The organism is Mycoplasmopsis pullorum (genome assembly GCF_001900245.1).
Lineage (GTDB): Bacteria > Bacillota_I > Bacilli_A > Mycoplasmatales > Metamycoplasmataceae > Mycoplasmopsis > Mycoplasmopsis pullorum.
Genome location: NZ_CP017813.1, coordinates 506,446 through 529,857 on the forward strand (window position 1 = coordinate 506,446; position 23,412 = coordinate 529,857).

The 23,412-nt window shown below is 32.9% G+C and carries 23 protein-coding genes, 9 tRNA genes and 2 rRNA genes; 28 read left to right on the forward strand and 6 right to left on the reverse strand.

The genetic code is table 4. The features are described 5' to 3' along the window. Position 1: 1 nt before the first annotated feature. The 28 genes from secY to BLA55_RS02045 all read left to right on the forward strand — a co-directional run bounded on the left by secY (position 2) and on the right by BLA55_RS02045 (position 20,057). Entirely contained in the window at positions 2-1,402 is a 1,401-nt protein-coding gene (gene secY / locus BLA55_RS01910; RefSeq protein WP_408634182.1) for a preprotein translocase subunit SecY, read from the forward strand. Then, complete coding sequence (locus BLA55_RS01915) at positions 1,396-2,043, forward strand: adenylate kinase family protein (RefSeq protein ID WP_198763815.1); 648 nt, start codon at positions 1,396-1,398, stop codon at positions 2,041-2,043. Before secY ends, BLA55_RS01915 begins: the two co-directional genes overlap by 7 nt. Before the next feature lie 59 nt (positions 2,044-2,102). Further along, a complete protein-coding gene (gene map, locus BLA55_RS01920; RefSeq protein ID WP_073372427.1) occupies positions 2,103-2,849 on the forward strand; it encodes a type I methionyl aminopeptidase in 747 nt (248 codons plus the stop codon). Between the two features lie 23 nt (positions 2,850-2,872). Continuing rightward, positions 2,873-3,067: a translation initiation factor IF-1 gene (gene infA, locus BLA55_RS01925; RefSeq protein ID WP_247709109.1), complete on the forward strand. Its 195-nt coding sequence runs from the start codon at positions 2,873-2,875 to the stop codon at positions 3,065-3,067. 19 nt (positions 3,068-3,086) lie between these two features. Further along, complete coding sequence (rpmJ, locus tag BLA55_RS01930; RefSeq protein ID WP_073372429.1) at positions 3,087-3,200, forward strand: 50S ribosomal protein L36; 114 nt, start codon at positions 3,087-3,089, stop codon at positions 3,198-3,200. A gap of 9 nt (positions 3,201-3,209) precedes the next feature. After that, complete coding sequence (gene rpsM / locus BLA55_RS01935) at positions 3,210-3,578, forward strand: 30S ribosomal protein S13 (protein ID WP_073372430.1); 369 nt, start codon at positions 3,210-3,212, stop codon at positions 3,576-3,578. Positions 3,579-3,580: 2 nt separating this feature from the next. Continuing rightward, on the forward strand, positions 3,581-3,967 hold the full coding sequence (rpsK, locus tag BLA55_RS01940; protein WP_073372431.1) for a 30S ribosomal protein S11: 387 nt from the start codon (positions 3,581-3,583) through the stop codon (positions 3,965-3,967). A gap of 19 nt (positions 3,968-3,986) precedes the next feature. After that, a complete protein-coding gene (locus BLA55_RS01945) occupies positions 3,987-4,988 on the forward strand; it encodes a DNA-directed RNA polymerase subunit alpha (protein ID WP_073372432.1) in 1,002 nt (333 codons plus the stop codon). Positions 4,989-4,991: 3 nt separating this feature from the next. Beyond that, the gene (rplQ, locus tag BLA55_RS01950) at positions 4,992-5,354 is read left to right on the forward strand and encodes a 50S ribosomal protein L17 (RefSeq protein WP_073372433.1); all 363 of its coding nucleotides are present in this window, start codon (positions 4,992-4,994) and stop codon (positions 5,352-5,354) included. An 85-nt stretch (positions 5,355-5,439) separates the two neighbouring features. Further along, entirely contained in the window at positions 5,440-6,285 is an 846-nt protein-coding gene (truB, locus tag BLA55_RS01955; RefSeq protein WP_073372434.1) for a tRNA pseudouridine(55) synthase TruB, read from the forward strand. Further along, positions 6,278-7,090, forward strand: coding sequence for a YcsE-related riboflavin metabolism phosphatase (locus BLA55_RS01960; RefSeq protein WP_073372435.1), 813 nt, complete (start codon positions 6,278-6,280; stop codon positions 7,088-7,090). Before truB ends, BLA55_RS01960 begins: the two co-directional genes overlap by 8 nt. Continuing rightward, complete coding sequence (locus BLA55_RS01965; RefSeq protein WP_073372436.1) at positions 7,090-7,944, forward strand: FAD synthase; 855 nt, start codon at positions 7,090-7,092, stop codon at positions 7,942-7,944. The genes BLA55_RS01960 and BLA55_RS01965 overlap by 1 nt, the downstream gene beginning before the upstream one ends. Positions 7,945-8,040: 96 nt before the next feature. After that, a complete protein-coding gene (gene rpsO / locus BLA55_RS01970) occupies positions 8,041-8,307 on the forward strand; it encodes a 30S ribosomal protein S15 (protein ID WP_073372437.1) in 267 nt (88 codons plus the stop codon). Positions 8,308-8,371: 64 nt separating this feature from the next. Further along, positions 8,372-9,364, forward strand: coding sequence for a recombinase RecA (gene recA, locus BLA55_RS01975; RefSeq protein ID WP_139553180.1), 993 nt, complete (start codon positions 8,372-8,374; stop codon positions 9,362-9,364). 75 nt (positions 9,365-9,439) lie between these two features. Then, positions 9,440-10,258: a TIGR00282 family metallophosphoesterase gene (locus BLA55_RS01980; RefSeq protein ID WP_073372768.1), complete on the forward strand. Its 819-nt coding sequence runs from the start codon at positions 9,440-9,442 to the stop codon at positions 10,256-10,258. A gap of 137 nt (positions 10,259-10,395) precedes the next feature. Continuing rightward, positions 10,396-11,902, forward strand: a 16S ribosomal RNA gene (locus tag BLA55_RS01985). Between the two features lie 300 nt (positions 11,903-12,202). Continuing rightward, positions 12,203-15,104: ribosomal RNA gene (locus tag BLA55_RS01990) — 23S ribosomal RNA — on the forward strand. The 16S and 23S rRNA genes sit together here with 8 tRNA genes alongside, the layout of an rRNA operon. Positions 15,105-15,332: 228 nt before the next feature. Continuing rightward, a tRNA-Pro gene (locus tag BLA55_RS01995) sits at positions 15,333-15,409 on the forward strand. A gap of 4 nt (positions 15,410-15,413) precedes the next feature. Further along, positions 15,414-15,490 (forward strand) — tRNA-Ala (locus tag BLA55_RS02000). A 7-nt stretch (positions 15,491-15,497) separates the two neighbouring features. Beyond that, positions 15,498-15,574: transfer RNA gene (locus BLA55_RS02005), tRNA-Met, on the forward strand. A gap of 27 nt (positions 15,575-15,601) precedes the next feature. Beyond that, positions 15,602-15,677 (forward strand) — tRNA-Ile (locus BLA55_RS02010). Position 15,678: 1 nt separating this feature from the next. Next, positions 15,679-15,771, forward strand: a tRNA-Ser gene (locus tag BLA55_RS02015). Between the two features lie 31 nt (positions 15,772-15,802). Beyond that, positions 15,803-15,878: transfer RNA gene (locus BLA55_RS02020), tRNA-Met, on the forward strand. 1 nt (position 15,879) lies between these two features. Then, positions 15,880-15,956: transfer RNA gene (locus tag BLA55_RS02025), tRNA-Asp, on the forward strand. A 1-nt stretch (position 15,957) separates the two neighbouring features. Continuing rightward, positions 15,958-16,033, forward strand: a tRNA-Phe gene (locus BLA55_RS02030). Positions 16,034-16,152: 119 nt separating this feature from the next. Further along, positions 16,153-16,722 (forward strand): hypothetical protein, encoded by a 570-nt coding sequence (locus tag BLA55_RS02035; protein ID WP_073372439.1) that lies wholly within the window; start codon positions 16,153-16,155, stop codon positions 16,720-16,722. Positions 16,723-16,732: 10 nt separating this feature from the next. Further along, positions 16,733-19,402, forward strand: a complete 2,670-nt coding sequence (ileS, locus tag BLA55_RS02040; protein WP_073372440.1) for an isoleucine--tRNA ligase — start codon at positions 16,733-16,735, stop codon at positions 19,400-19,402. Further along, entirely contained in the window at positions 19,389-20,057 is a 669-nt protein-coding gene (locus tag BLA55_RS02045) for a signal peptidase II (RefSeq protein ID WP_073372441.1), read from the forward strand. Before ileS ends, BLA55_RS02045 begins: the two co-directional genes overlap by 14 nt. A gap of 33 nt (positions 20,058-20,090) precedes the next feature. Here the strand turns inward: BLA55_RS02045 and BLA55_RS02050 are convergent, their stop codons facing one another. From BLA55_RS02050 to BLA55_RS02075, 6 genes are all read right to left on the reverse strand, one after another. Continuing rightward, complete coding sequence (locus BLA55_RS02050) at positions 20,091-21,095, reverse strand: NAD(P)H-dependent glycerol-3-phosphate dehydrogenase (RefSeq protein ID WP_073372442.1); 1,005 nt, start codon at positions 21,093-21,095, stop codon at positions 20,091-20,093. Between the two features lie 29 nt (positions 21,096-21,124). Further along, positions 21,125-21,199: transfer RNA gene (locus BLA55_RS02055), tRNA-Trp, on the reverse strand. Between the two features lie 30 nt (positions 21,200-21,229). Next, positions 21,230-21,457: an acyl carrier protein gene (locus BLA55_RS02060; protein ID WP_073372443.1), complete on the reverse strand. Its 228-nt coding sequence runs from the start codon at positions 21,455-21,457 to the stop codon at positions 21,230-21,232. A 9-nt stretch (positions 21,458-21,466) separates the two neighbouring features. Next, a complete protein-coding gene (locus BLA55_RS02065; protein ID WP_073372444.1) occupies positions 21,467-21,871 on the reverse strand; it encodes an MHO_1590 family protein in 405 nt (134 codons plus the stop codon). Further along, the gene (locus BLA55_RS02070) at positions 21,864-22,859 is read right to left on the reverse strand and encodes a hypothetical protein (protein ID WP_167542428.1); all 996 of its coding nucleotides are present in this window, start codon (positions 22,857-22,859) and stop codon (positions 21,864-21,866) included. The genes BLA55_RS02065 and BLA55_RS02070 overlap by 8 nt, the downstream gene beginning before the upstream one ends. Before the next feature lie 130 nt (positions 22,860-22,989). Next, entirely contained in the window at positions 22,990-23,379 is a 390-nt protein-coding gene (locus tag BLA55_RS02075) for a hypothetical protein (protein WP_073372446.1), read from the reverse strand. Between the last annotated feature and the right edge of the window lie 33 nt (positions 23,380-23,412).

Sequence of the window (23,412 nt, forward strand, 5' to 3'; positions counted from 1 at the left end):
ATTGAATAATTTAATAACAAGGTTGAGCTGAATATTTCTCAATCTAAAAAATAAATTTTCGGATTTTTGGACAAATAAAGACATTACCAAAAAATTTCTTTATACAATTGTCTTATTAACTATTTATGTGATTGGTACCACTATTACTAGTCCATTTATTAAGTTAAATACCGGAAGTTCTCTAAGTAACAATGCTTTTTTTGATACTTTAAACTTAGTTGGAGGTGGAGGACTTTCACAGTTTTCAATTTTTGCTTTAGGTATCAGTCCATTTATTAACTCCTCTTTAATTATGATGGTGTTGCAATCTAGATTGTTTCCACCTGTTTATAAATTAAGTCAAAGCGGTCCACAGGGCAGACGTAAGATTAATATTATTACAAGAATTATTACTGTTGTAATTGCCTATCCGCAAGCAATTTTCTTAACTAAATCATTACAAAATAGTTTCATTACTATAACAGGTACTGATTTAATTTCAATAGGTCAAATTACCTATTTTTACATTCCGATTATTCTGACCGCAGCCTCATTATTTGCTTTATTTCTTTCAGAGCAAATTACAAATAAAGGGATTGGTAATGGGACAAGTTTAATTATTTTTGTCGGTATTGCAATGAGATTACCTGCACAATTTAGAGGTGCGTATATCGAATTAGCAGGTAATTCAGATTCGCAAAGTACCGCAATTGGGACAATTAACTTTGCATTCTATGTTTTAGTATTTTTATTTGTTGTCTTAATAATTTCTATTGTTTACAACGCTGAAAGACATATACCAATTCAACAAGTTGGTTCAGGACGTTCTCGTAATATCAAAGAGATGGGAAAGCTACCAATTAAATTAAATCCTGGTGGTATTATGCCTATTATTTTTGCGATGATGGTTTTATCATTTCCGACTATGATAGCGAATATTTTACCAGCAGATAACTTCTCAAGACAATGAATTAGAGAAAACTTACAATTCACAAGCCCGCTGGGACTGATCTTGTTAGTTACAATAACTTTTGTATTTTCATTATTGATGGGGATTCAACAATCTCGTGTTGATAAAATAGCAGAAGATTTTGCTAAGAGTTCAACCTTTATTCCTGGTGTCAGACCTGGGGAAGAAACACAAGATTATTTAATCGGAATAGTATTTAGATTAAGTATTTTTAGTGCATTCTACTTAGTGTTATTGGTTATTATGCAACCGTTACAAATTATTTTCAATATTTTAACCCCTCAGACTGCTTTTGGTGGGACAGGATTAATGATTTTAGTTAGTGTTTCATTAGAAACTTGGGGACAATTAAAGGCAAGAAATAAGACCACAAAATTAGCTAAAGCAAAACGAATAACAAGAGCAAATTTTGTTAAAAATAAAAATAACAGAAAGAATGGATTATTATGATAGTAAAAAACAACATTATTTTTATGGGACCTCCTGGTGTTGGTAAAGGGACAGCTGCAGCTATAGTTTCAGAAAAAACTCAAATGGTTCACGTTTCTACCGGAAGTATTTTCCGTGAAGAAATTAACAAAAATTCTGAATTAGGACAAAAAGTTAAAGAATTAGTCCAAGGTGGAAATTACGTACCAGATGAAATTACAAATCAAATTGTAAAAAATAAAATTAATGATTTAAGAGAACAAAACAAAAAAATGATTCTTGATGGATATCCAAGAACAATCAAACAAGCTGAATTCTTAGATTCAATTTCACAAGATGATAAATTTGTTGTTGTTGAATTATTTGCACCGCAAGAAGTTATTTTAGAAAGATTAAGTGGACGTAGAACTTGTTCTATTTGTGGTACTGGATTCCACATCAAATTTAAACCTAGTTCAGTTGAGAACAAATGTGACAATTGTGACGGTGAATTAATCCAAAGAAAAGACGATCAACCAGAAGCGATAATCAAGAGATTTGAAGTATATAAAACACAAACTGAACCACTTTTAAACTACTATAAAGAGTCTCAACGTTTAATTCAAGTCGATGCTACTGAAACACCAGAAAAAATTGCAGAAAAAATTTTATTTTTAATAAAATAATATAAAATTAAAATACATTTGCATTGTAAATGTATTTTTTTCTATTAATAAGGGTTATTATGATAAGAATTAAAAGCAAAGATGCAATTGAAAAAATTACAAAAAGTTGTCAAATCTTGGCAGAAGTTAAGCAAATAATTTATGACTTTGTAAGACCAGGTGTTTCTTTAAAAGATATTGATCAATTAGCTTTTAAAGAAATAATTGCACGGGGAGCAAAACCTGCTTTTTTAGGGTTATATGACTTTCCGGCTACAGCATGTATATCTGTAAATGAAGAATTGATCCATGGTATTCCTAGTAATTACGTCTTAAAAGAAGGTGACATTGTCAGCGTTGATTTGGGGTGTGACTACAAAGGTTACAAAAGTGATAGTGCTTTTACCAAAGGTGTTGGTAAGATTAGTAAAGAAGATCAAAGATTGATCGATGTTGCTATTGAAGCATTTAATGTTGGTTTAAGAGCGATTAAACCGGGTGCTCGTGTTGGGGACATTTCCTATGCAATTGGGACATATATCAAAAGTCAAAATTTATATACACCTAGTGAATTTTGTGGACACGGAATCGGTTTAGAATTACATGAAGATCCTAATATACCTAATTCAGGTCGAAAAGGGACAGGACCACTTTTAAGAGATGGTATGGTAATTTGCATTGAACCAATGATAACTCAAGTACCAAAAATTAAAATTTTAAAAGACGGCTGAACAGTCATTTCAAAAGACGGTTCACGTACTTCGCACTACGAACACACCGTATTAATTAAAAACGGAAAAGGTGTTGTATTAACGAAAGGAATCTAAATTTGGCAAAAGATGCAATTAAAATGACTGCCGTTGTAAAAGTTGCTCATTCTGCTGACTTATATGAAGTGGAATTGGAAAACGGTATGCTTATTAGAGCTCACATTTCTGGAAAAATGCGTGTAAATCATATACGTATTTTACCTGGTGATTCTGTTGAAGTTGAGATTAGTCCATACGATTTATCTCAAGGAAGAATTACCTATAGACATAAGTAATATTGGTTAAGGAGAAAAGATGAAAGTTAGAGCTAGTGTTAAAAAGATGTGTAAAGACTGTAAAATTATCAAACGTAAAGGTGTTATTCGTGTAATTTGTTTATTACCTAAACACAAACAAAGACAAGGATAGGAGAAGAGAATGGCTAGAATTTTAAACGTTGAAATTCCTAATGACAAACGTGTTGTTGTGTCATTAACATACATTTACGGTATCGGACCTACTTTAGCAAAGAAAATTTGTGCTGACGCTAAAATTAGTGAAGATGCTCGTGTTAAAACTTTAAGCGAAGAAGAATTATCAAGAATTCGTGAAGCTGCAAAAATTTATACAACAGAAGGTGACTTACGTAGAGAAGTTAACTTAAACATCAAACGTTTAATGGAAATTAAATGTTACCGTGGAATTAGACACCGTAAAGGATTACCTGTACGTGGACAATCAACTCAAAAGAATGCTCGTACACGTAAAGGTCCTAGAAAAACAGTTGCTGGAAAGAAAGGTAAATAATAATGGCTCGTAAAAGTAAGAAAAAAAATATTACAAGTGGTGTAGCACACATCCACTCTACTAACCAAAATACAATTGTTACCTTCGCAGATGAAAATGGTAATGTTATTGCTTGATCATCAGCTGGTGCAATTGGTTACAAAGGGACAAAGAAAAAAACTCCATATGCTGCTGGTTTAGCTGCAGCTGCAGCTGCTGAAGCTGCTAAAGAACACGGTATTAAAACAGTTAAAGTTGAATTAAAAGGTCTTGGAGCAGGTAAAGATGCTGCAAGAAAACAAATCGAAGTTTCAGGTATCACAGTAACAGAAATTAAGGATGTTACACCAGTTCCTCACAACGGTACAAGACCACCAAAACGTATTTTAAAACGTGAAAAAAATAAATAATCAGAGAAAGTAGGCATTTATGGAAAAAATGAAAAAACTGGATTATATAAAAATTCCTACATTCAATAAAGTAAACGATTTTGAAACAAATTTCACTTTAGAACCTCTTGAAAGAGGATTTGGTAACACATTAGCTGTCGCCTTAAGAAGAGTATTAATTTCAAGTATTACATCTTTAGCACCTTTCTGTATTAGAATTGAAGGTGTAAATCATGAATTCCAAGGAATTCCAGGGGTTGTCGAAGACGTTCCAACCTTAATTATGAATTTAAGAAATGTTCGTTTTAGTTACGATCCTGAAGTTATTGAAGATGATGAAATTATCAAAGTAGAATTAAAAGCAGACGAAGTTGGTCAAATTACATCAAGATATTTACAAGTTGTTGACAATCCAAATATCGAAATTATTGACCATAATATTCATATTGCTGATGTAACTCATGCTAATTCATTAAAATTTGAAATGTATTTACGTCCAGGACGTGGATTCATGTCAAGTGAAGAAAATAAAGCATTAGTAAATAAATACGAAAGCGAATTACAAACGAAAATCAAAAAAGGTAAATTCATTGCTGTTGATTCGAATTTTTCACCAATTGAAAGAGTATCTTATAAAATTGATGAATTAAACTCTTCGAGTTTAAAAGTTGAAGAAAGATTAACTTTCAACATTTTAACAGACGGTACAGTAAAACCTGAAAAAGCTTTATCACAAGCATGTGAAATTTTAGTAGCACACTTTAAATTTATTGGAAATGTCGATGAAATGAAATTAGATGTTTTCGCTGAAGAAGAAGTGCAAGATGAACCAGTAGAACAAGATATGGATATTACTCAATTAAACCTTTCTGTTCGTTCATTAAATGCTTTAAGAAGAATCGGAAAAGTCAAGGTTTCTGAAATTGCTAATATGACTTATGATCAATTAGAACAAACAAAAAACCTTGGTAAAAAATCTTTAGAAGAAATCGTTAAAAAAATATCTGATTATGGTTATTCACTTAAAAAAGGAGACGAATAATATATGGCAAATCCAAAACAAATCTATTCACGTGATACAAAATGAAGAAACGGAGTAATGCGTTCATTAGTGAGCGAATTATACGTTAATGGAAGAATTACAACAACTTTAACCAGAGCAAAAGAAATGCGTAGACATGCAGAAAGAATGATTCAAAAAGCTAAAAATCCTACTTTAGCAAACCGTCGTCTTGTTGCTGCATATTTACGTCCAATCAAAACAGAAAAAAACGTTGATGTTTTAACACACTTATTTAATGAAATCGCACCTAAATACGCAAACAGAAATGGTGGATACACAAGAATTATTAAATTACCTTCACGTCAAGGTGATAACACAACAATGGCAATTATTGAGTTAGTTTAATCGATATTTGTGAGCTTATAATAATTAATAATGTAAAAACCACATTTTAGATGTGGTTTTTTTCTAACCTTTGAAAAGAGACAGAATGTTTTATTTAATCAAAAAAAATAAAGATATTTCATCTTTTAGTGCTATTAGGCAGTTTGCTAAAGAACACGGAATTAAGAAAATTGGACACACTGGAACACTTGATCCTTTAGCAACAGGTTTGTTGTTGGTAGCTAGTGATGAAGATACAAAATTAATTCAATATATTGATAATAAAATTAAAGGATACATTGTTGAGGGACAATTTGGGTATTCAACTGATTCATACGATAGCACTGGTAACGTTACAAATCAAGTGGATTCTGTAGTAGATTTAGAAACATTAAATCAACAATTATTAAAATTAAGTCGAATTGATTTTCAATATCCTCCGGTTTTTTCTGCTAAAAAAATCAACGGAAAAAAAGCTTATGATTTAGCAAGACAGAATATTCATGTCGAAATGAAAAAACAAAAAATTAAAGTTTTTGACTATCAGCTTTTGCATTTTAACCAAGAGACACAAAAATTTAAAATTTATTTTCAAGTTAGTGAGGGCACTTATATTCGAACTTTAGTTCATGATTTGGGACTAATGTGCAATTCCTTAGGGACAATGTTAGAGCTAGACAGATGTGAAATAGGAGAGTTAAGTTCGAATCTTTTAGGTGGGGACGATTATAAAAAAATAGAGTACAGTCAACTCTTTAAACTGCCAACTTACTCATTTTCAAAAAAAGATTATTTATTTTTAAAAGATGGTAGAAATATTATAATTAATGAACCAGATGGGATATATTTACTAATAAATTCTAAAAATGAAGTAGCAGGAATTTTAGAGGTGAATAATTACGTCGGTAAAGTAAAAAAAATGTTTTTAAAGAGGTTAAGTGTTTATGAATAATTTAAAAAAACAAATTAAAATGATCGCTTTTGATATTGATGGGACAATCTTACCTAATGGTAAAACTGTGTTTGACCATCGTGTAGTTCAAATGTTTGATGAATTAAGAGAACAAGAGATTTTAACTGTTTTGGCAACAGCTCGTGAATTTTCAACAATTAACACTTTCCTTACACAATTAAAACCAGATTTTTTCATTGGGGCAAATGGAGCGTTTATTTTTGATGTTGATAATCAAAAATATGTTAATAAAAAAGTAATCAGTAAAACAGAATTGATTGCACTTTATGAAGAAACTAAACATTTATATGATGCTTTTTTAATTACTGCAGCAGATAAATGTTACTATAGTCAAGATGCTAATTTAGACACTTGATTTATTAGACCTAATATTCAAAATTATCAACCGCTAGATTTTAATATAGTTCCAAATGATGAAATTATATTAGTGACAATAAGTACAAATAAACCACATGAAGTTTCAGAAATAATAAATCAAAAAATTAAAGAAAATAATTGAAATTTTGAAATAAATTCTAGCTGAAGTCATGGTTTATTTTTAAGCCCTAAGAATGTTAACAAAAGTTCGGCATTAGAATATTTATTAAAAACACAAAATCTGACTTTTAATAATTTAATCTCTTTTGGTGATTCTTCAAATGATTATGAAATGTTAAGAGATTCATTTTTTGGAATAGCAATGCAAAGAGCAAATCCAAGAATCAAAAGTGTGTCCAAGGATATTGCGATTGATTGTGAATATGCAGGTGCATATTTAAAACTTAAGGAATTAAAATTAATTTAATGACAAAACCATTTCTTATCTATGATTTGGATAGTTGAGTTCCTAAAGATAAAAAAATTTTTATTTTAGGTGCTTTTGAATCATTTCATTTAGGTCATTATCAACTAATCAAAAAAGGTCTAGAACTAAAAAAAGAAAAGCCGGAATTTGAGTTGGTATTAGTTTTTTTTGATAACAGTAGTAAATTTAAAAGTGAAAAAATTTTTACTGACGAAAAAAATAAAGAACGAATTCTAAGTACACTTCCAATTGATAATGGAATTAAATTAGTTTTTGAAGAAGTTAAGAATTTAAGTCCACAAGATTTTATTACCAAACTTACTGGGACATTTAGTAATTTTATTTTTGTGAGTGGACCAGATTTTAAATTTGGAAAAAATGCTCAAAAATCACTAAGTCAAATTAATGAATACTTACCTAATGCTTTTTGTGAAGTTGTACCTTTTTTTAAATATAAAAACGTCAAAATAAGTACGAGTAAATTAAAAGAATTAGTTGAACAAGGAGATGTTGTTTTTTTAAACTCTTTACTTTACCGCGATTATAGTTTTACAGTTAAGTTATTAGAAAATAATGAATGGTCTTATATCGATAATTTAGTGAAATTACCAAATGGAATTTATCCAATCGAGATTCTAGTTGAAGATTTTTTGTACTATGGTGTTATTTTAATTAATAATGAATGTCAAAAAATTCAATTGCTTGATTTTAAATTAGATGAAAGTATAAAAGAAGTAATAATTCAAGTTCGGGGAAGATTTAATTTGTTACATAATGGACAATATAATATCAAAGATAATGATCTAAAAACTATTAAAGAATATTTTTTAGATCTGTTTAAAATTTCTGACTAATAGTGTATAATTTGCTAGCAAACTGCAATTAATTTTATTCTAGGTTTATATTGTTTTTATAAACTTGGGTAAAACATATTCACGTAAAGGAGAATTATGGTTTCAAAAAACAAAAAAGCAGAATTAGTTAAAAAATATGGAAAAAATGCTAAAGATACAGGAAGTACTTTTGTTCAAATCGCTATTTTAACAGAAGATATTGAAAACTTAAAACCTCACTTTTTAGCAAATCCAAAAGATAACCACTCACGTCGTGGTTTCATGGCTAAAATCGCTAAACGTCGTGTTCTTTTACAACACTTAAAAAATTCAAGTATTGAAGAATACAACAAATGTTTATCAGAATTAAATCTTCGTAAATAAGCTTTTTGAGCTTATTTTTTTATTTTTTGATTTTTTTCGCTTATTAATAATGAGGAGAAAAATTATGGAAAATATAACAACGAATGAAAAAAAACAATTAATAAGCGAAGCTTTAAAAGAAATAGAGAAAAAGTTCGGAAGAGAATCCGTAATGCTTTTAGGTGAAAATGATGACACAGTAGTTGAAACATTTTCGTCTGGTAGTTACAAACTTAATAAAATTTTAGGTATTAACGGATTTCCAAAAGGGCGTATTATTGAAATTTACGGTCCTGAAAGTTCTGGAAAAACTACTATTTCTTTACATGCTATTGCCGAAATACAAAAACAAGGTGGGATAGCCGCTTTTATCGACGCTGAGCACTCGATTGATCGAACATATGCTTCAAATATAGGTGTAAATGTTAATGATTTAATTATCAGTCAACCAGATTCTGGAGAACAAGCTTTAGAGATTGTTGACATTTTAGCCAAAAATGGAAATATTGATTTAATTGTAGTTGACTCTGTAGCTGCTTTAGTCCCTGAGTCAGAATTAAACGGTGACATGCGAGACCAACAAATTGGTACTCAAGCAAGACTTATGTCCAAAGCACTTAGAAAAATCACAGCTAGTTTAAACAAAAACAAAACAACAGTTATTTTTATTAATCAAATTCGTGAAAAAGTCGGTGTGGTTTTTGGAAACCCTGAAACTACTAGTGGTGGTAGAGCACTTAAATTTTATTCATCAATTAGGTTAGAAGTTCGTAAAGGAACAAATATTTCAGAAGGAAAAGATTTAATTGGTAATGAAATTAAATTTAAAGTAGTAAAAAATAAATTAAGTGCACCTTATCAAATAGCAGAATCTGAAATTATTTATTCAAAAGGAATTGATTCATTAGGTGAATTAATCGATTTATGTGTGGATTTGAATATTATCGAAAAAAGAGGAAGTTGATATTCATATAAAGATCAAAAATTAGCACAAGGACGAAAATCACTAAAAGATTATTTAAATGAAAACCAAGAAATATTTAAAGAAATAGAAAAAGAATTTTTAACTTCATTTTAAAATTTAACTTAATACTTTATAATCTTATAATAATATTGTTGAAAATTAGTAGAATCGAGGTTTTATATGTCAACAATAAAAACTGAGAATTTAACAATTTTATTTATAGGAGATGTATTTGGTGATCCTGGGATAAAAATTGTCCAAAAGTATTTACCTAAAATTAAAGAGAACAATAAAATTGATTTTGTAATCGCTCAAGCAGAAAACGTTTCGGGTAGAAAGGGTTTTGTTCCTAAAGATTATGAAATCTTAATGTCAGCAGGAGTTGATGCTTTTACTTTAGGTAATCATGTTTGAGCACAAAAAGAAATTTTAAATATTATTAACAACAATAATATTATTAGACCTTTGAATATTTCTAACTCTTATGCTGGGCACGGTACTTACGTTTTTGATGTAAAAGGCATCAAATTAAGAGTCACTTCTTTAATGGGAATTGCTTTTAACAGATTAAACGAACCATGAAATGAAGATTATGCAAATAACTTTTTTGATTGTTTTGATAATTTAATTAGTGAATCTATAAAAACTGATTACCATTTTATTGATTTTCATGGAGAAACAACAAGTGAGAAATCAGTGTTCTCACTTTATGCAGATGGAAAAGTTGATGCAATATGCGGTACACATACTCATGTACAAACTAATGATGCAAGAATTTTACCAAATGGTACTTTATATGTAACTGATGCAGGAATGACAGGACCAACAAATTCAGCAATCGGAGCAAATTTTCAAGAAGTTTACGAGAAAATGCGTTTTGATGGCAAATCTAAATTTACAGTAAGTCCTAATTTATGTCAATTTAATGGTGTAATTTTAGAGTTATCAAAAAACAAAAAAGAAAGAAAAATTAAATTAATTAATTTTCTAGACACAAACGAAAATTAATTAATTATTTTTTTTTTTTTTTTTTTCAAAAAAATATTTTGTGTTTTTTTTCTTTGTGTTATCATATTTAAGCAAACCGCTTTAGGTGATGCAAAATTGTTCTTTGAAAACTAGATATACAAAACATGACAGTCAATTTTTTCGAGAGTTTGATCCTGGCTCAGGATGAACGCTGGCTGTGTGCCTAATACATGCATGTCGAGCGGAGTTCTTCGGAACTTAGCGGCGAATGGGTGAGTAACACGTACTTAACGTACCCTTTAGTTTGGGATAACGACTAGAAATGGTCGCTAATACCGGATACTTATGTTAATCGCATGATTAATATATAAAAGAAGCGTTTGCTTCGCTAGAGGATCGGGGTGCGTAACATTAGCTTGTTGGTGAGGTAAAGGCTCACCAAGGCGATGATGTTTAGCGGGGTTGAGAGACTGATCCGCCACACTGGGACTGAGATACGGCCCAGACTCCTACGGGAGGCAGCAGTAGGGAATTTTCCACAATGGACGAAAGTCTGATGGAGCGACACAGCGTGCAGGATGACGGCCTTCGGGTTGTAAACTGCTGTTATAAGGGAAGAAAAAATCATAGAGGAAATGCTATGATCTTGACGGTACCTTGTCAGAAAGCAACGGCTAACTATGTGCCAGCAGCCGCGGTAATACATAGGTTGCAAGCGTTATCCGGAATTATTGGGCGTAAAGCGTCTGTAGGTTGTTTGTTAAGTCTGGTGTGAAAACTTGGGGCTCAACCCCAAATTGCATTGGATACTGGCAAACTAGAGTTATGTAGAGGTAAGCGGAATTCCTTGTGAAGCGGTGAAATGCGTAGATATAAGGAAGAACACCAACTTGGCGAAGGCAGCTTACTGGACATACACTGACACTGAGAGACGAAAGCGTGGGGAGCAAACAGGATTAGATACCCTGGTAGTCCACGCCGTAAACGATGATGATTAGCTGATGGGGAACTCATCGGCGCAGCTAACGCATTAAATCATCCGCCTGAGTAGTATGCTCGCAAGAGTGAAACTTAAAGGAATTGACGGGGATCCGCACAAGCGGTGGAGCATGTGGTTTAATTTGAAGATACGCGTAGAACCTTACCCGCTCTTGACATCTTCCGCAAAGCTATAGAGATATAGTGGAGGCTAACGGAATGACAGATGGTGCATGGTTGTCGTCAGCTCGTGTCGTGAGATGTTCGGTTAAGTCCTGCAACGAGCGCAACCCTTGTCCTTAGTTAGATGATCTAAGGAGACTGCCCGAGTAATTGGGAGGAAGGTGGGGACGACGTCAAATCATCATGCCTCTTACGAGCGGGGCAACACACGTGCTACAATGGACGGTACAAAGAGAAGCAAGACAGCGATGTGGAGCAAATCTCAAAAAACCGTTCTCAGTTCGGATTGTAGTCTGCAACTCGACTACATGAAGTCGGAATCGCTAGTAATCGTAGATCAGCTACGCTACGGTGAATACGTTCTCGGGTCTTGTACACACCGCCCGTCACACCATGGGAGCTGGTAATGCCCGAAGTCGGTTTTGTTAACCACGGAGACAACTGCCTAAGGCAGGACTGGTGACTGGGGTGAAGTCGTAACAAGGTATCCCTACGAGAACGTGGGGATGGATTACCTCCTTTCTACGGAGTACAAAAAAACACTTTTAAGTGTTATTAACGACTTTTACTGACTATTATTTTTAAATCTGTGTTATGTTGCTATTGTTAAATAGTCCAATAGTGTATATCTAGTTTTGAGAGAACAATCTCTCAAAATGTTCTTTGAAAACTGAATAGTATATTAAATAAAATTAATATAACAACGACATCAATTAAAACAAATGTCTATTTGTTTTGATACCGAGTTAATTATTAATTAAAATTAATAAATAATTTATTAAAATGTCTTGAATAAACATCAACAATAGGAAAATATTGTACTTTTAAATAAGTAAGAGTTTATGGTGGATGCCTTGGGTCTGGAAGTCGATGAAGGACGTGATTACCTGCGATAAGCCTCGTGGAGCTGGATATGAGCTACGAAACGGGGATTTCCGAATGGGGAAACCTAACCGAAGTAATGTTCGGTTGCCTTGTAATGAATAAAATAGTTACTTGAGCGAGACACGTTGTGAACTGAAACATCTTAGTAGCAACAGGAAGAGAAAATAAATAATGATTCTATCAGTAGCGGCGAGCGAACGTAGAAGAGCCCAAACCAACGAATGTTGGGGTTGTAGGACAATCTACATGAAGTTACAAATCTATATCATAGCAGAAAGAGTTGGGAAACTCTGGCATAGAAAGTGAAACCCTTGTATGCGAAATGGTATGGACTTCTGATTGTATCCTGAGTAGGGCGGGGCACGTGAAACCCTGTCTGAATCTGCCGGGACCATCCGGTAAGGCTAAATACTAACCAGACACCGATAGTGAACTAGTACCGTGAGGGAAAGGTGAAAAGAACCCCGGGAGGGGAGTGAAATAGATTCTGAAACCATTTACTTACAATTAGTCAGAGCCCGTTAATGGGTGATGGCGTACATCTTGCAGTATGGACCGGCGAGTTATGTTAACATGCGAGGTTAAGTGGAAAAAAACGGAGCCGCAGAGAAATCGAGTCTTAATAGGGCGTTTAGTATGTTGATATATACCCGAAACCATGTGATCTATTCATGAGCAGACTGAAGCTTGGCTAACCCCAAGTGGAGGGTCGAACCGTAGTACGCTGAAAAGTGCCCGGATGACTTGTGAATAGTGGAGAAATTCCAATCGAACTTGGAGATAGCTGGTTCTCCTCGAAATAGCTTTAGGGCTAGCGTGTGATGTTAAACTTTGGTGGTAGAGCACTGAATATGGAATGGCCGCGCCTAGCGGTACTGACTATAATCAAACTCCGAATACCATTGTGTATTATCATGCAGTCGGAACCGGGGTGCTAACGTCCCGGCTCGCGAGGGAAACAACCCAGATCGTCAGCTAAGGTCCCAAAATCGTGTTAAGTCAGAAAGGTTGTGAGATTTCATAAACAACTAGGAGGTTGGCTTAGAAGCAGCCATCCTTTAAAGAGTGCGTAATAGCTCACTAGTCAAGAGATCTTGCGCCAATAATGTAACGGGAGGTCAAACACGATACCGAAGCTACGGGTACAGTCTGTACGTTAGAGGAGCGTTCCTAGGGCGGTGAAGCTAAACCGTGAGGATTAGTGGAGCGTTAGGAAGTGAGAATGCCGGTATGAGTAACGATTCGTGGTGAGAATCCACGACGCCTATTGGGAAAGGTTTCCTGGGGAAGGTTCGTCCACCCAGGGTTAGTCAGGACCTAAGGAGAGGCTGAAAAGCGTATCCGATGGATAACAGGTTAATATTCCTGTACTATCTATAATTAGTGATGGAATGACGGAGAAGGATAACAATACCCATTATTGGATTTGGGGGTAAGCAACGACTGGTCAATGTAGTTAAATGCGCATTGTATAACCGGGATTTGTGATGCATAGTGATTTATTTCACGAATTTTGTGATTCCATGCTTCCAAGAAAAGTTTCTAAGCGTTATAAAATTATAGGTACCTGTACCGAGAACGGACACACGTTCCCAAGATGAGTATTCTAAGGCGAGCGAGAAAACCAATGTTAAGGAACTCTGCAAATTGACCCCGTAAGTTCGCGAGAAGGGGCGCCCATTTTGATGGGCCACAGTAAATTTTGAGGGGCAACTGTTTATCAAAAACACAGCTCTCTGCTAAACCGCAAGGTGATGTATAGGGGGTGAAGCCTGCCCAGTGCCCGAAGGTTAAATGGATGCGTTAGCTTATGCGAAGCGTTGAAATGAAGCCCGGGTGAACGGCGGCCGTAACTATAACGGTCCTAAGGTAGCGAAATTCCTTGTCGGCTAAATACTGACCTGCACGAAAGGCGCAATGATCTCTCAACTGTCTCAACATTGGACTCGGTGAAATTATGGTCCCAGTGAAAACGCTGGGTACCCGCATCAAGACGAAAAGACCCCATGGAGCTTTACTACAACTTCGTATTGGAACTTGGCCTAACATGTGTAGGATAGGTGGGAGACTATGAGATTATGACGCTAGTCATAAAGGAGTCAACCTTGAAATACCACCCTTGGTATGTTGAGTTTCTAACTTGCCGCCGTTATCCGGTGGGAGGACAGTGCGTGGTGGGTAGTTTGACTGGGGCGGTCGCCTCCTAAAAGGTAACGGAGGCGTTCAAAGGTACACTCAATACGGTCAGAAACCGTATGCAGAGCGCAAAGGTAGAAGTGTGCTTGACTGCGAGACCTACAAGTCGAGCAGGTGCGAAAGCAGGACTTAGTGATCCGGCTGTACGTCATGGAACGGCAGTCGCTCAACGGATAAAAGTTACCCTGGGGATAACAGGCTTATCTTGCCCAAGAGATCACATCGACGGCAAGGTTTGGCACCTCGATGTCGGCTCATCGCATCCTGGAGCTGGAGTCGGTTCCAAGGGTTTGGCTGTTCGCCAATTAAAGCGGTACGCGAGCTGGGTTCAGAACGTCGTGAGACAGTTCGGTCCCTATCTGATCCCTATCTGACTGTGGGCGTTGGAATATTGATGAGAGCTGCTCTTAGTACGAGAGGACCGGAGTGGACACACCGCTGGTGTTCCTGTTGTTTCGCCAGAAGCATAGCAGGGTAGCTAAGTGTGGAAAGGATAACCGCTGAAAGCATCTAAGTGGGAAGCCTCCTCAGAGATAAGTATTCCCTTGAAATTCCTTGTAGACTACGAGGTTGATAGGATGGAAGTGTACGTGTAGTAATACATTCAGCTGACCATTACTAATAAATTGATAGGTTTAAAAGTAAGATGATAAGTCAATTCATTTTAGTAAATTTTGATTATACTATTCAGTTTTCAGAGAACATGGCCCGCGGAGGGTCTTTTTTTAAGAAAAATAAAAATCTCTGAAAAAGTACTTATAACTAATTTTTATTTTATGTTATAATTACATAGCCAAGTATTTAAAAAAAATAAAAAAACTTTGTTTTTTCAGAAAAAAGCGTATAATTACTTTGCTTTTAAACAAAGTATGGAGAAGTAGCTCAGCTTGGCAGAGCGCTACGTTTGGGACGTAGTGGTCGCAGGTTCAAATCCTGTCTTCTTCACCATTTTGGGGGGATAGCTCATTTGGCTAGAGCGCCTGCCTTGCACGCAGGAGGCGGTGGGTTCGAATCCCATTCTCTCCACCATTTTTATGGCACTGTAGCTCAGTTGGTTAGAGCATCCGGTTCATACCCGGAAGGTCATGAGTTCGAATCTCATCGGTGCTACCATACGGATTTAGAAACTGTGATTAAATAGGACCTATAGCTCAATGGTTAGAGCAACCGGCTCATAACCGGTCGGTTACTGGTTCGAGTCCAGTTAGGTCCACCATGGGTGATTACCCAAGTCTGGCTGAAGGGACTAGTCTTGAAAACTAGCAGGGGATGCAAGTCCCGCGGGGGTTCAAATCCCTCATCACCCGCCATTTGCTTTTTAAGCACCAAAAATTTTTATATAGCGGGGTGGAGCAGTTGGCAGCTCGTCGGGCTCATAACCCGAAGGTCACAGGTTCAAGTCCTGTCTCCGCAACCATGGTCCAGTGGTAAAGTGGTTTAATACGCCTCCCTGTCACGGAGGAGATCGCGGGTTCAATTCCCGTCTGGACCGCCATGGCCCTGTAGCTCAGTTGGTAGAGCAACAGATTGAAGCTCTGTGTGTCGCTGGTTCGATTCCTGCCGGGGCCACCATATCCAAATAAAACTCTTTCCTTTGTCTACATAGAAGTATATAAAGGAAAGAGTTTTATTTTTACATTTAATATTATTTATATGATATTATTTATTTGATATTTTTAATAGGTATTTACATGAGATATATAAGAAAAAAAATCTTGTTTTTTACATTAACAACAATGTCTATTGTTCCGTCCGTTTTACTTTCAACAAGTTGTGAAAAACCTACTTTTTTAAAGGTAATGAATAACTTTGAAAATAAAATTAAATCCGAAATTAATTCTAATATTTCAGAAGGAAAAAATAAATATTCTGACTTTGCGTTTATTAATACATTTTTAACTATTAATTTACCTGCTGAAGAAGATACAGGGTTATCGAAAGAAATTTCCAACTATACTTCGGAGCAATTAGCTTGTTTCCACTCGATAAATAACGATGTGTATGTATTAAAAAAAGAGATGGAATTTGAGGGTTACGCTTTTAATTTATCTTTGGAATACGTCGGTTCTGATCGGGACAACCAAATGAGTTCAAATGGTCAATTTAATATTAATATGTCTTTAAAGAGTGATCCTAGCAAAGTAAAAACAATAATTTTTATTTTACCTATTTATAAAGAAATCGAAAAAAACCATAAACATTATGGTTACGATAAAAATCAGAGACAAACGTGCGATTTTTGTAAATCGTTATTAGTGTAAAGGAAAATATATGGATTATAAAAAAACTTTAAACATGCCTCATACAAATTTTGAAATGAGAGCTAATTTGATTCAAAAAGAAGTTGCTTATCGTGAAAAATGATTAAAAAACGAAATTTATAATAAAGCATTAAAGCAAAACGAAAAAAATCCAAGTTTTGTTTTACATGACGGTCCACCATATGCTAATGGTGATTTACATGTCGGTCATGCTCTTAATAAGATTCTAAAAGATATAATTGTGAGATATAAAACTTTACAAGGTTTTTATTCTCCGTTTGTAGCTGGTTGAGATACACACGGACTACCAATTGAACACAAAATGCTTAATGAATCTAAATTAAATAAAGAAGAGCTTACACCTTTAATTTTAAGAAAAAAAGCAGCGAAATATGCTCTAAAACAAGTAGAAAATCAAAAAAAACAACTTGAGTATCTTCAAATTTTTAGTGATTTAAAGGATATTTACATCACTATGGATAAACAGTTTGAAGCAAAACAACTAAAATTATTCAAAAAGATGGTTTTAGATGGATTGGTATACAAAGGTCTTAAACCAGTTTATTGATCACCATCAAGTCAATCCGCATTAGCTGAAGCTGAAGTAGAATATGCAGATGTTGTTTCACCATCTATTTTTGTTGCTTTTCCAATAATTCAAACCACAAATCCAAAAGTTCAAGTTGGTGACAATTTGGTTATTTGAACCACAACACCATGGACACTTATCGCTAATGCTGGTGTCGCTGTAGGGGAATTTTCTTATTCTAGAGTCGAGCATGAGCACCAAGTTTATATTTTAGCGACTGAATTAGTCGAAAAATGTGCAGAACAATTCGGTTGAGAAAAATATAAAGTTTTAGACAAAATTGAAGCTGAAGATTTAATTAATTCAGTTTATTTAACACCAATTTTAAAACAGGAAGCTAAAGTCGTATTAGGTCACCACGTTAGTTTAGATGCTGGGACAGGTTTAGTTCATATTGCTCCTTTATTTGGGGAAGATGACTTTTTAATTGGTAAAAAGAATAAATTAGAAATGATTATGCATATTTCAGATACAGGTCACATTGATTATGATTGTGAATATAATGGTGTATTTTATGAAGATGCTAATCAATTAATCATTAATCAATTAACTTCTGAAAAAGTATTAATTAAAAATGATAAAATTAAACACTCGTATCCACACGATTGAAGAACACACAAACCGATTTTATACCGTGGTACACCACAATGATTTGTTTCAATAGATAACATTCGTAGCCTTATTTTATTAGAAATTGAAAAAATTAACGCTTATCCTGAATGAGCTAAAAAACGTCTTTACCAAATGATCGAAAATCGTTGAGATTGAACTATTTCAAGACAACGTTCATGAGGTGTTCCGATTATCATTTTTTACGATCAAGAAAAAAATCCAGTGATTAATGAACAAGTCTTTGATTATGTTATTAATTTAGTTGAACAACACGGTTGCGATATTTGATGAGAAAAGGAAACTGACGAACTTTTACCAGAAGAATTCCGTAATAAAGGATTTACACGTGAAATGGACATTATGGACGTGTGATTCGACTCAGGTTCTACAAGTGTAGCAGTTGAAATTCCAAATTGCAAACCTCCTTATGACGTTTATCTTGAGGGGGTTGATCAATATCGTGGATGATTCAACTCTTCAATTATTAACTCAGTGGCTTATTACGGTTTTGCTCCTTATAAAAATTTAATCAGTCACGGATTTACTTTAGATTCTAAAGGAACTAAAATGTCCAAATCACTCGGAAATGCCATTTCTCCAGTTGATGTTGTGAAAAAAAGAGGTGCTGAAATCTTAAGACTTTGAGTCGCAAATAGTGAATATTCTAATGACGTAACACTTTCAGAAGAGATCTTAGATCAAAATTCTGAGCTTTACCGTAAGGTTAGAAACACGATTAGATTTTTATTAGGTAACTTAAACAACTTTAAATATGATCCAAATCTAAAAAGACAAGGTATTCATTTATTTATTAAACAAAAACTTGAATTACTTAAGAAAAATATTATCAATTTCTATGATAATTACGAATTTGTTAATGTTATTAAAGAAATTAACAATTATATTGTCGATTTATCTAGTTTTTATCTTTCAGTTACAAAAGATATTTTATATATTGATCATTTCGATTCTGAACGTAGAAAACAAGTCTTGACTAATTTTTATGAAATCCTAGATTTCTTAATTATTGCTCTTGCTCCTGTTTTACCAACCACTTGTGAAGAAGCTTACGAACACTTTAATAAAGAAAACAAAAAAGAATCAGTAATGTTAGATAAGTTCCCTTTTGCTGAAGAAATTGACCTTGATTTAATAAATAAATTCGACGAATTTTTTGAATTACGTTCAAAAGTTAACGTTTTAATTGAGCAACTAATAAAAGAAGGTAAAATCAAACGTTCAAACGAAGTGCACTTATTTATTGACAGCCACAGTGAATTCTTATCAGAATTAGACTTGAAATTATTATTAATGGTTGGTGAAATTGAATACGGTGACAAATTAAGTGCTGAAGTTTTTGATAGTGAAAAATGCCAAAGATGTTGAAACCACTTCGCTAAAGATGTCATGATTGGTGAATTGTGTCCAAATTGTTCTGAAATCGTTGAATATATGAGGGAAAATAATGAACTTGAATAAATTTGCGGATTATCTTACAGGAGCTTGAAATTCATTTTGTTTTCACATAAAACAAAACTATAAAAAGATCTTAATTAATTACGCGATTTTTTTAGGTATTTTTACCATTTTGCTTTTATGTGATCAAATGGTTAAAACTTTTGTCTGGGGACACTCAAATGTCCACGATGGTAAAGAAATTGACGGTAAATTACTTGTTGAGTATAATGGAAATTGAATTGATCCTGAATCTATTGTCCCAAGACAGTCGCAATGAATCAACTTTCATGGGATTATTGGGATTCGTTACGTTTGACATAAAGGAGTTACTTTTTTACCTAAAGGTGTTTCGATTATTCTAATACAAATTCTTAGCATGATTATTTTCTTATGTGTCTTATGTGCTCCATTATTTACAAATAAAATCATATTATTAGTTTTGCTATCGTCAATTGCGGCTGGGGACATGGGGAATATGTTAGACCGTTTTATTTTCAAGGGTTACGTAAAAGATATGTTATATTTCCCCTTTTTGGATAAAGGGACATTTAACTTAGCAGATGCCTTTGTAGTTATTGGGGCACTGTTATTTGCATCTTATTTCATTTTTGAATTTATCATGGAACTAATTCAAACACGTAAAAAAGATAATATTGTCGAAATTGACTCAAATTAATTTAAAAACCACAAGATTTGCATCTTGTGGTTTTTAGTTATATTCATTGACAAAATCTAAAAGCATTAATGGTGACTTGTTGTAAAATAAGACGTCAATGATGCTTTTTAAAAAAGGAACGTTTAAGTCGTTTTCTTTAATGATTTTATCTAAAATTTTTGCGGTATTATATCCCTCTATAGTTTTATTTTCTTGTTCCAAAGCAGGTTTTAAACCTAATTCTGCAATGTGTAAACCAAACGAAAAATTACGACTTTTGGTTGAACTACAGGTTAGGAAGATATCGCCAATTCCTGCTAATTCAAACCCTATATCATCTTTTGAATCTGGATTGAGAAATTTGTAAATTTGATATATTTCTTTTACTCCGACTGATAAAAGCGCTGATTGGGGATTTTTTTCTGGATGTTTATAAGTCATAATTCCGATTCCAATTGCTAAAACATTTTTGAGTGCAGCGAATAATTCAGAACCTTTTTCGTTTTTATTGATGACCAATCTAAAATAAGGATTGTTAAAAACATGCAAAAGCAATTGTAAATACTCTTCATTTTTACCAACCACATTAATCATTGTTAAGTTTTCCTCAAAAACTTCTTGAGCAAAGCTAGGACCAATTAAAGTAGCTAAATTTTTTAAATTCTTACCGAATTTTCATTCAATGAATTCACTAAAAAATTTCTTTGAGTTATTTTCAATTCCTTTTGCTACATTAACTAAATTAACTTTTTTGTATTTTAGAACCTGTGAAATAGCTTTTAATGTATCCTTAATAAATTCTGATGGAACTGCTAGTACGATTAAATCAGTATCCTTGAGTGCTTCCTCAAGTGAATTAGTAGCTGTTAAATTTTGACGGTTATTAAACATTTTATTACCAAAATATTTACGGTTATAACCTTGATTAATATCTTCTATTTCTTTTTCATTGATCCCATACATTGAAACTTGATAATTATTACGCAAAACAACGGTAGCAAGAGCACTAGCTCAAGCGCCGGTACCAATAAATGTTATTTTTTTAATTTTATTTTTCATACATCATCCCTACAAAGAAAATAAAAAAATGGCAGGAGTAGCAGGATTCGAACCCACAACACACGGGGTTGAAGCCCGTTGTTCTACCGTTGAACTATACTCCTAACATTTTCTTAATAAATTATACATTATTTTTATTTTTTCGATACCAATTTTTCAAATAAATCCACTACGTCAGAAACTAATTTTAATTGATTTAATTCGTCATCTGAAACTCTGACATTGTATTTTTGTTCAATATCGACGATTAATTCAGCAATATCTAAACTATCTAAATTCAGCTCTTTTAATTGATCATTTTCATGAACTGTTTTTTTAGATATTTTTTGTAATTTTGTTAAAACTTCATTTTTTATATTCATAATTAATAATTATATTCTTTTTAAGTAAATTCTAAATAATTTACTAGTTACGTCATATTTTTGATTATAAATAAGTTTTAACCAAATTTCTTCATTGCTTTTAATTTCATAACCAAAGCTAAGCGTTCCCTTATTACAGATTGTAGTTCTATTAAGAATGCTTTTAATAATGTCTGAAATGGCCAAAGGATCAATTACAATTTCGCCATTTTCGTTGTATTTAACAAATTTTTGTAACTGCGATTCTTCAATTTCTGGTCAAGTGAATTTTTGGTACGGAATAAGATCTCGAGGACCATTCTCCGGGACTTCTTCCTTTTTGAAAGATTTAATAATTTTTGGTACAAACACAATACCAATTCCGAGCATTGCGACTGCACCAACACTTATTATGTATTTTATATATCTACTCATCTTCTTTTAAATCATTTAGATCTTCATCTTCATCATCCTTTTTACTCATGACAAAATTTATAAAATCATCAATATTTCTAAACTTAGTATTGATTAATTCTAATCAAGTCATGTTTTGAATCATATGCAATTCTTCTGGATTTCAATTTAAACCGTCGAGTTCTTGCACTCTTAATTGATGTTTTATATGATCAATCGGCTCTAGTTTGTTTGATAAAAATTTAATACGATAAATCGTATCTAAAACTGAAAACTCACAAATTATGTGGAGAGGTTCGTTAGAAATGCGTTCTAAACTTTGAGCAGAGACGTTGAAGAAATTACCTTTAAAGAAATCTGTCTCTGGAGTAGTTTTCAACATTTTATTTAATAAATATTTACCAGGAGTGAAGTATAACTCTTCAGTAGGATATATGTTTTGAAATTTTATTGGAATTTCATCTTTCTTAGTTGATTTGGTATCAATAAAAATCAGCTTTGCATTTTCGATTGCAGGAAATGTATAAAATATTTTTTTGTCGTAGTATTTTTGATTAGTTGGAAAGATTTCTAAATCTGCACTAATCACACCTCAATTATTCATTTGCTTGAATGAACGATCTACTTGAAAATTAAATACTACACTATTTTTTTCTCGTTTGATTCCTTTTTGCGTAATATTAAAAACATATTCGTAAGGAATAGCGAGTTTTGCAATACCAAGATTGGGATTAATTTCGATATTTTCCGTTTTGCTAACATGGTTAAACGAAATATTTGTTTCGGTAAAAATTGAATTACCGTGCACAAATTTCGTAACAAAATCAATTTTGTGCAATTTTGATCAAATTAAATCTATTTCTGATTCAGGAACATGATATATTTTATTGTCTAGGTTTAAGTTATTAAAATTAATTGTTAATTTATCATTAATTTTTAAAATGTAATTAAAATGACTTCAACTATTAATATCATTTAGACGAATTAATAATTCGAATCTCTTTGTCACAAAATTTCGTCTAAAAATCAAACTGACCGACCACTTTTTGTCGTCTCAATTTTTATCCTTATCAAATTCTGTAAAAAAGAACGTATCATCTTTATTATGAATTTTTTCCATTTGATTTAAATTGTAGATATTACTGATTACAACCAATGTAGTAACCAATAAATTCGTTTATAGCTTCTCTTCTTTTACGGTAAAAGCTATATTTACTTATAAAATAATCTATATATCATTCAGAATTTTCTTCATAAATAAAGCTTTTTAGTAAGATTCAAGCGTTGAAAGGTTTCATTTTTCTTAAAATATAGAATAGCAAATGATTGATATTGTATATTTTTCTATAAATAATATTTATTTCATGCTGAATTTTTCTTTCGATATTATTAATATCCTCATCCAAATCAGGAAAAATATAACTTCGTTCAACAACCATATCGTATTTAAATAGATTAAATAAGGTTTGAGTTAAACGGACTTTCATCAATTCGTGGTTTTGTTGTTTTGAAATGTGATAATTTTTCATTGAATTATCCTTTCTATATAATTATTATTTTGT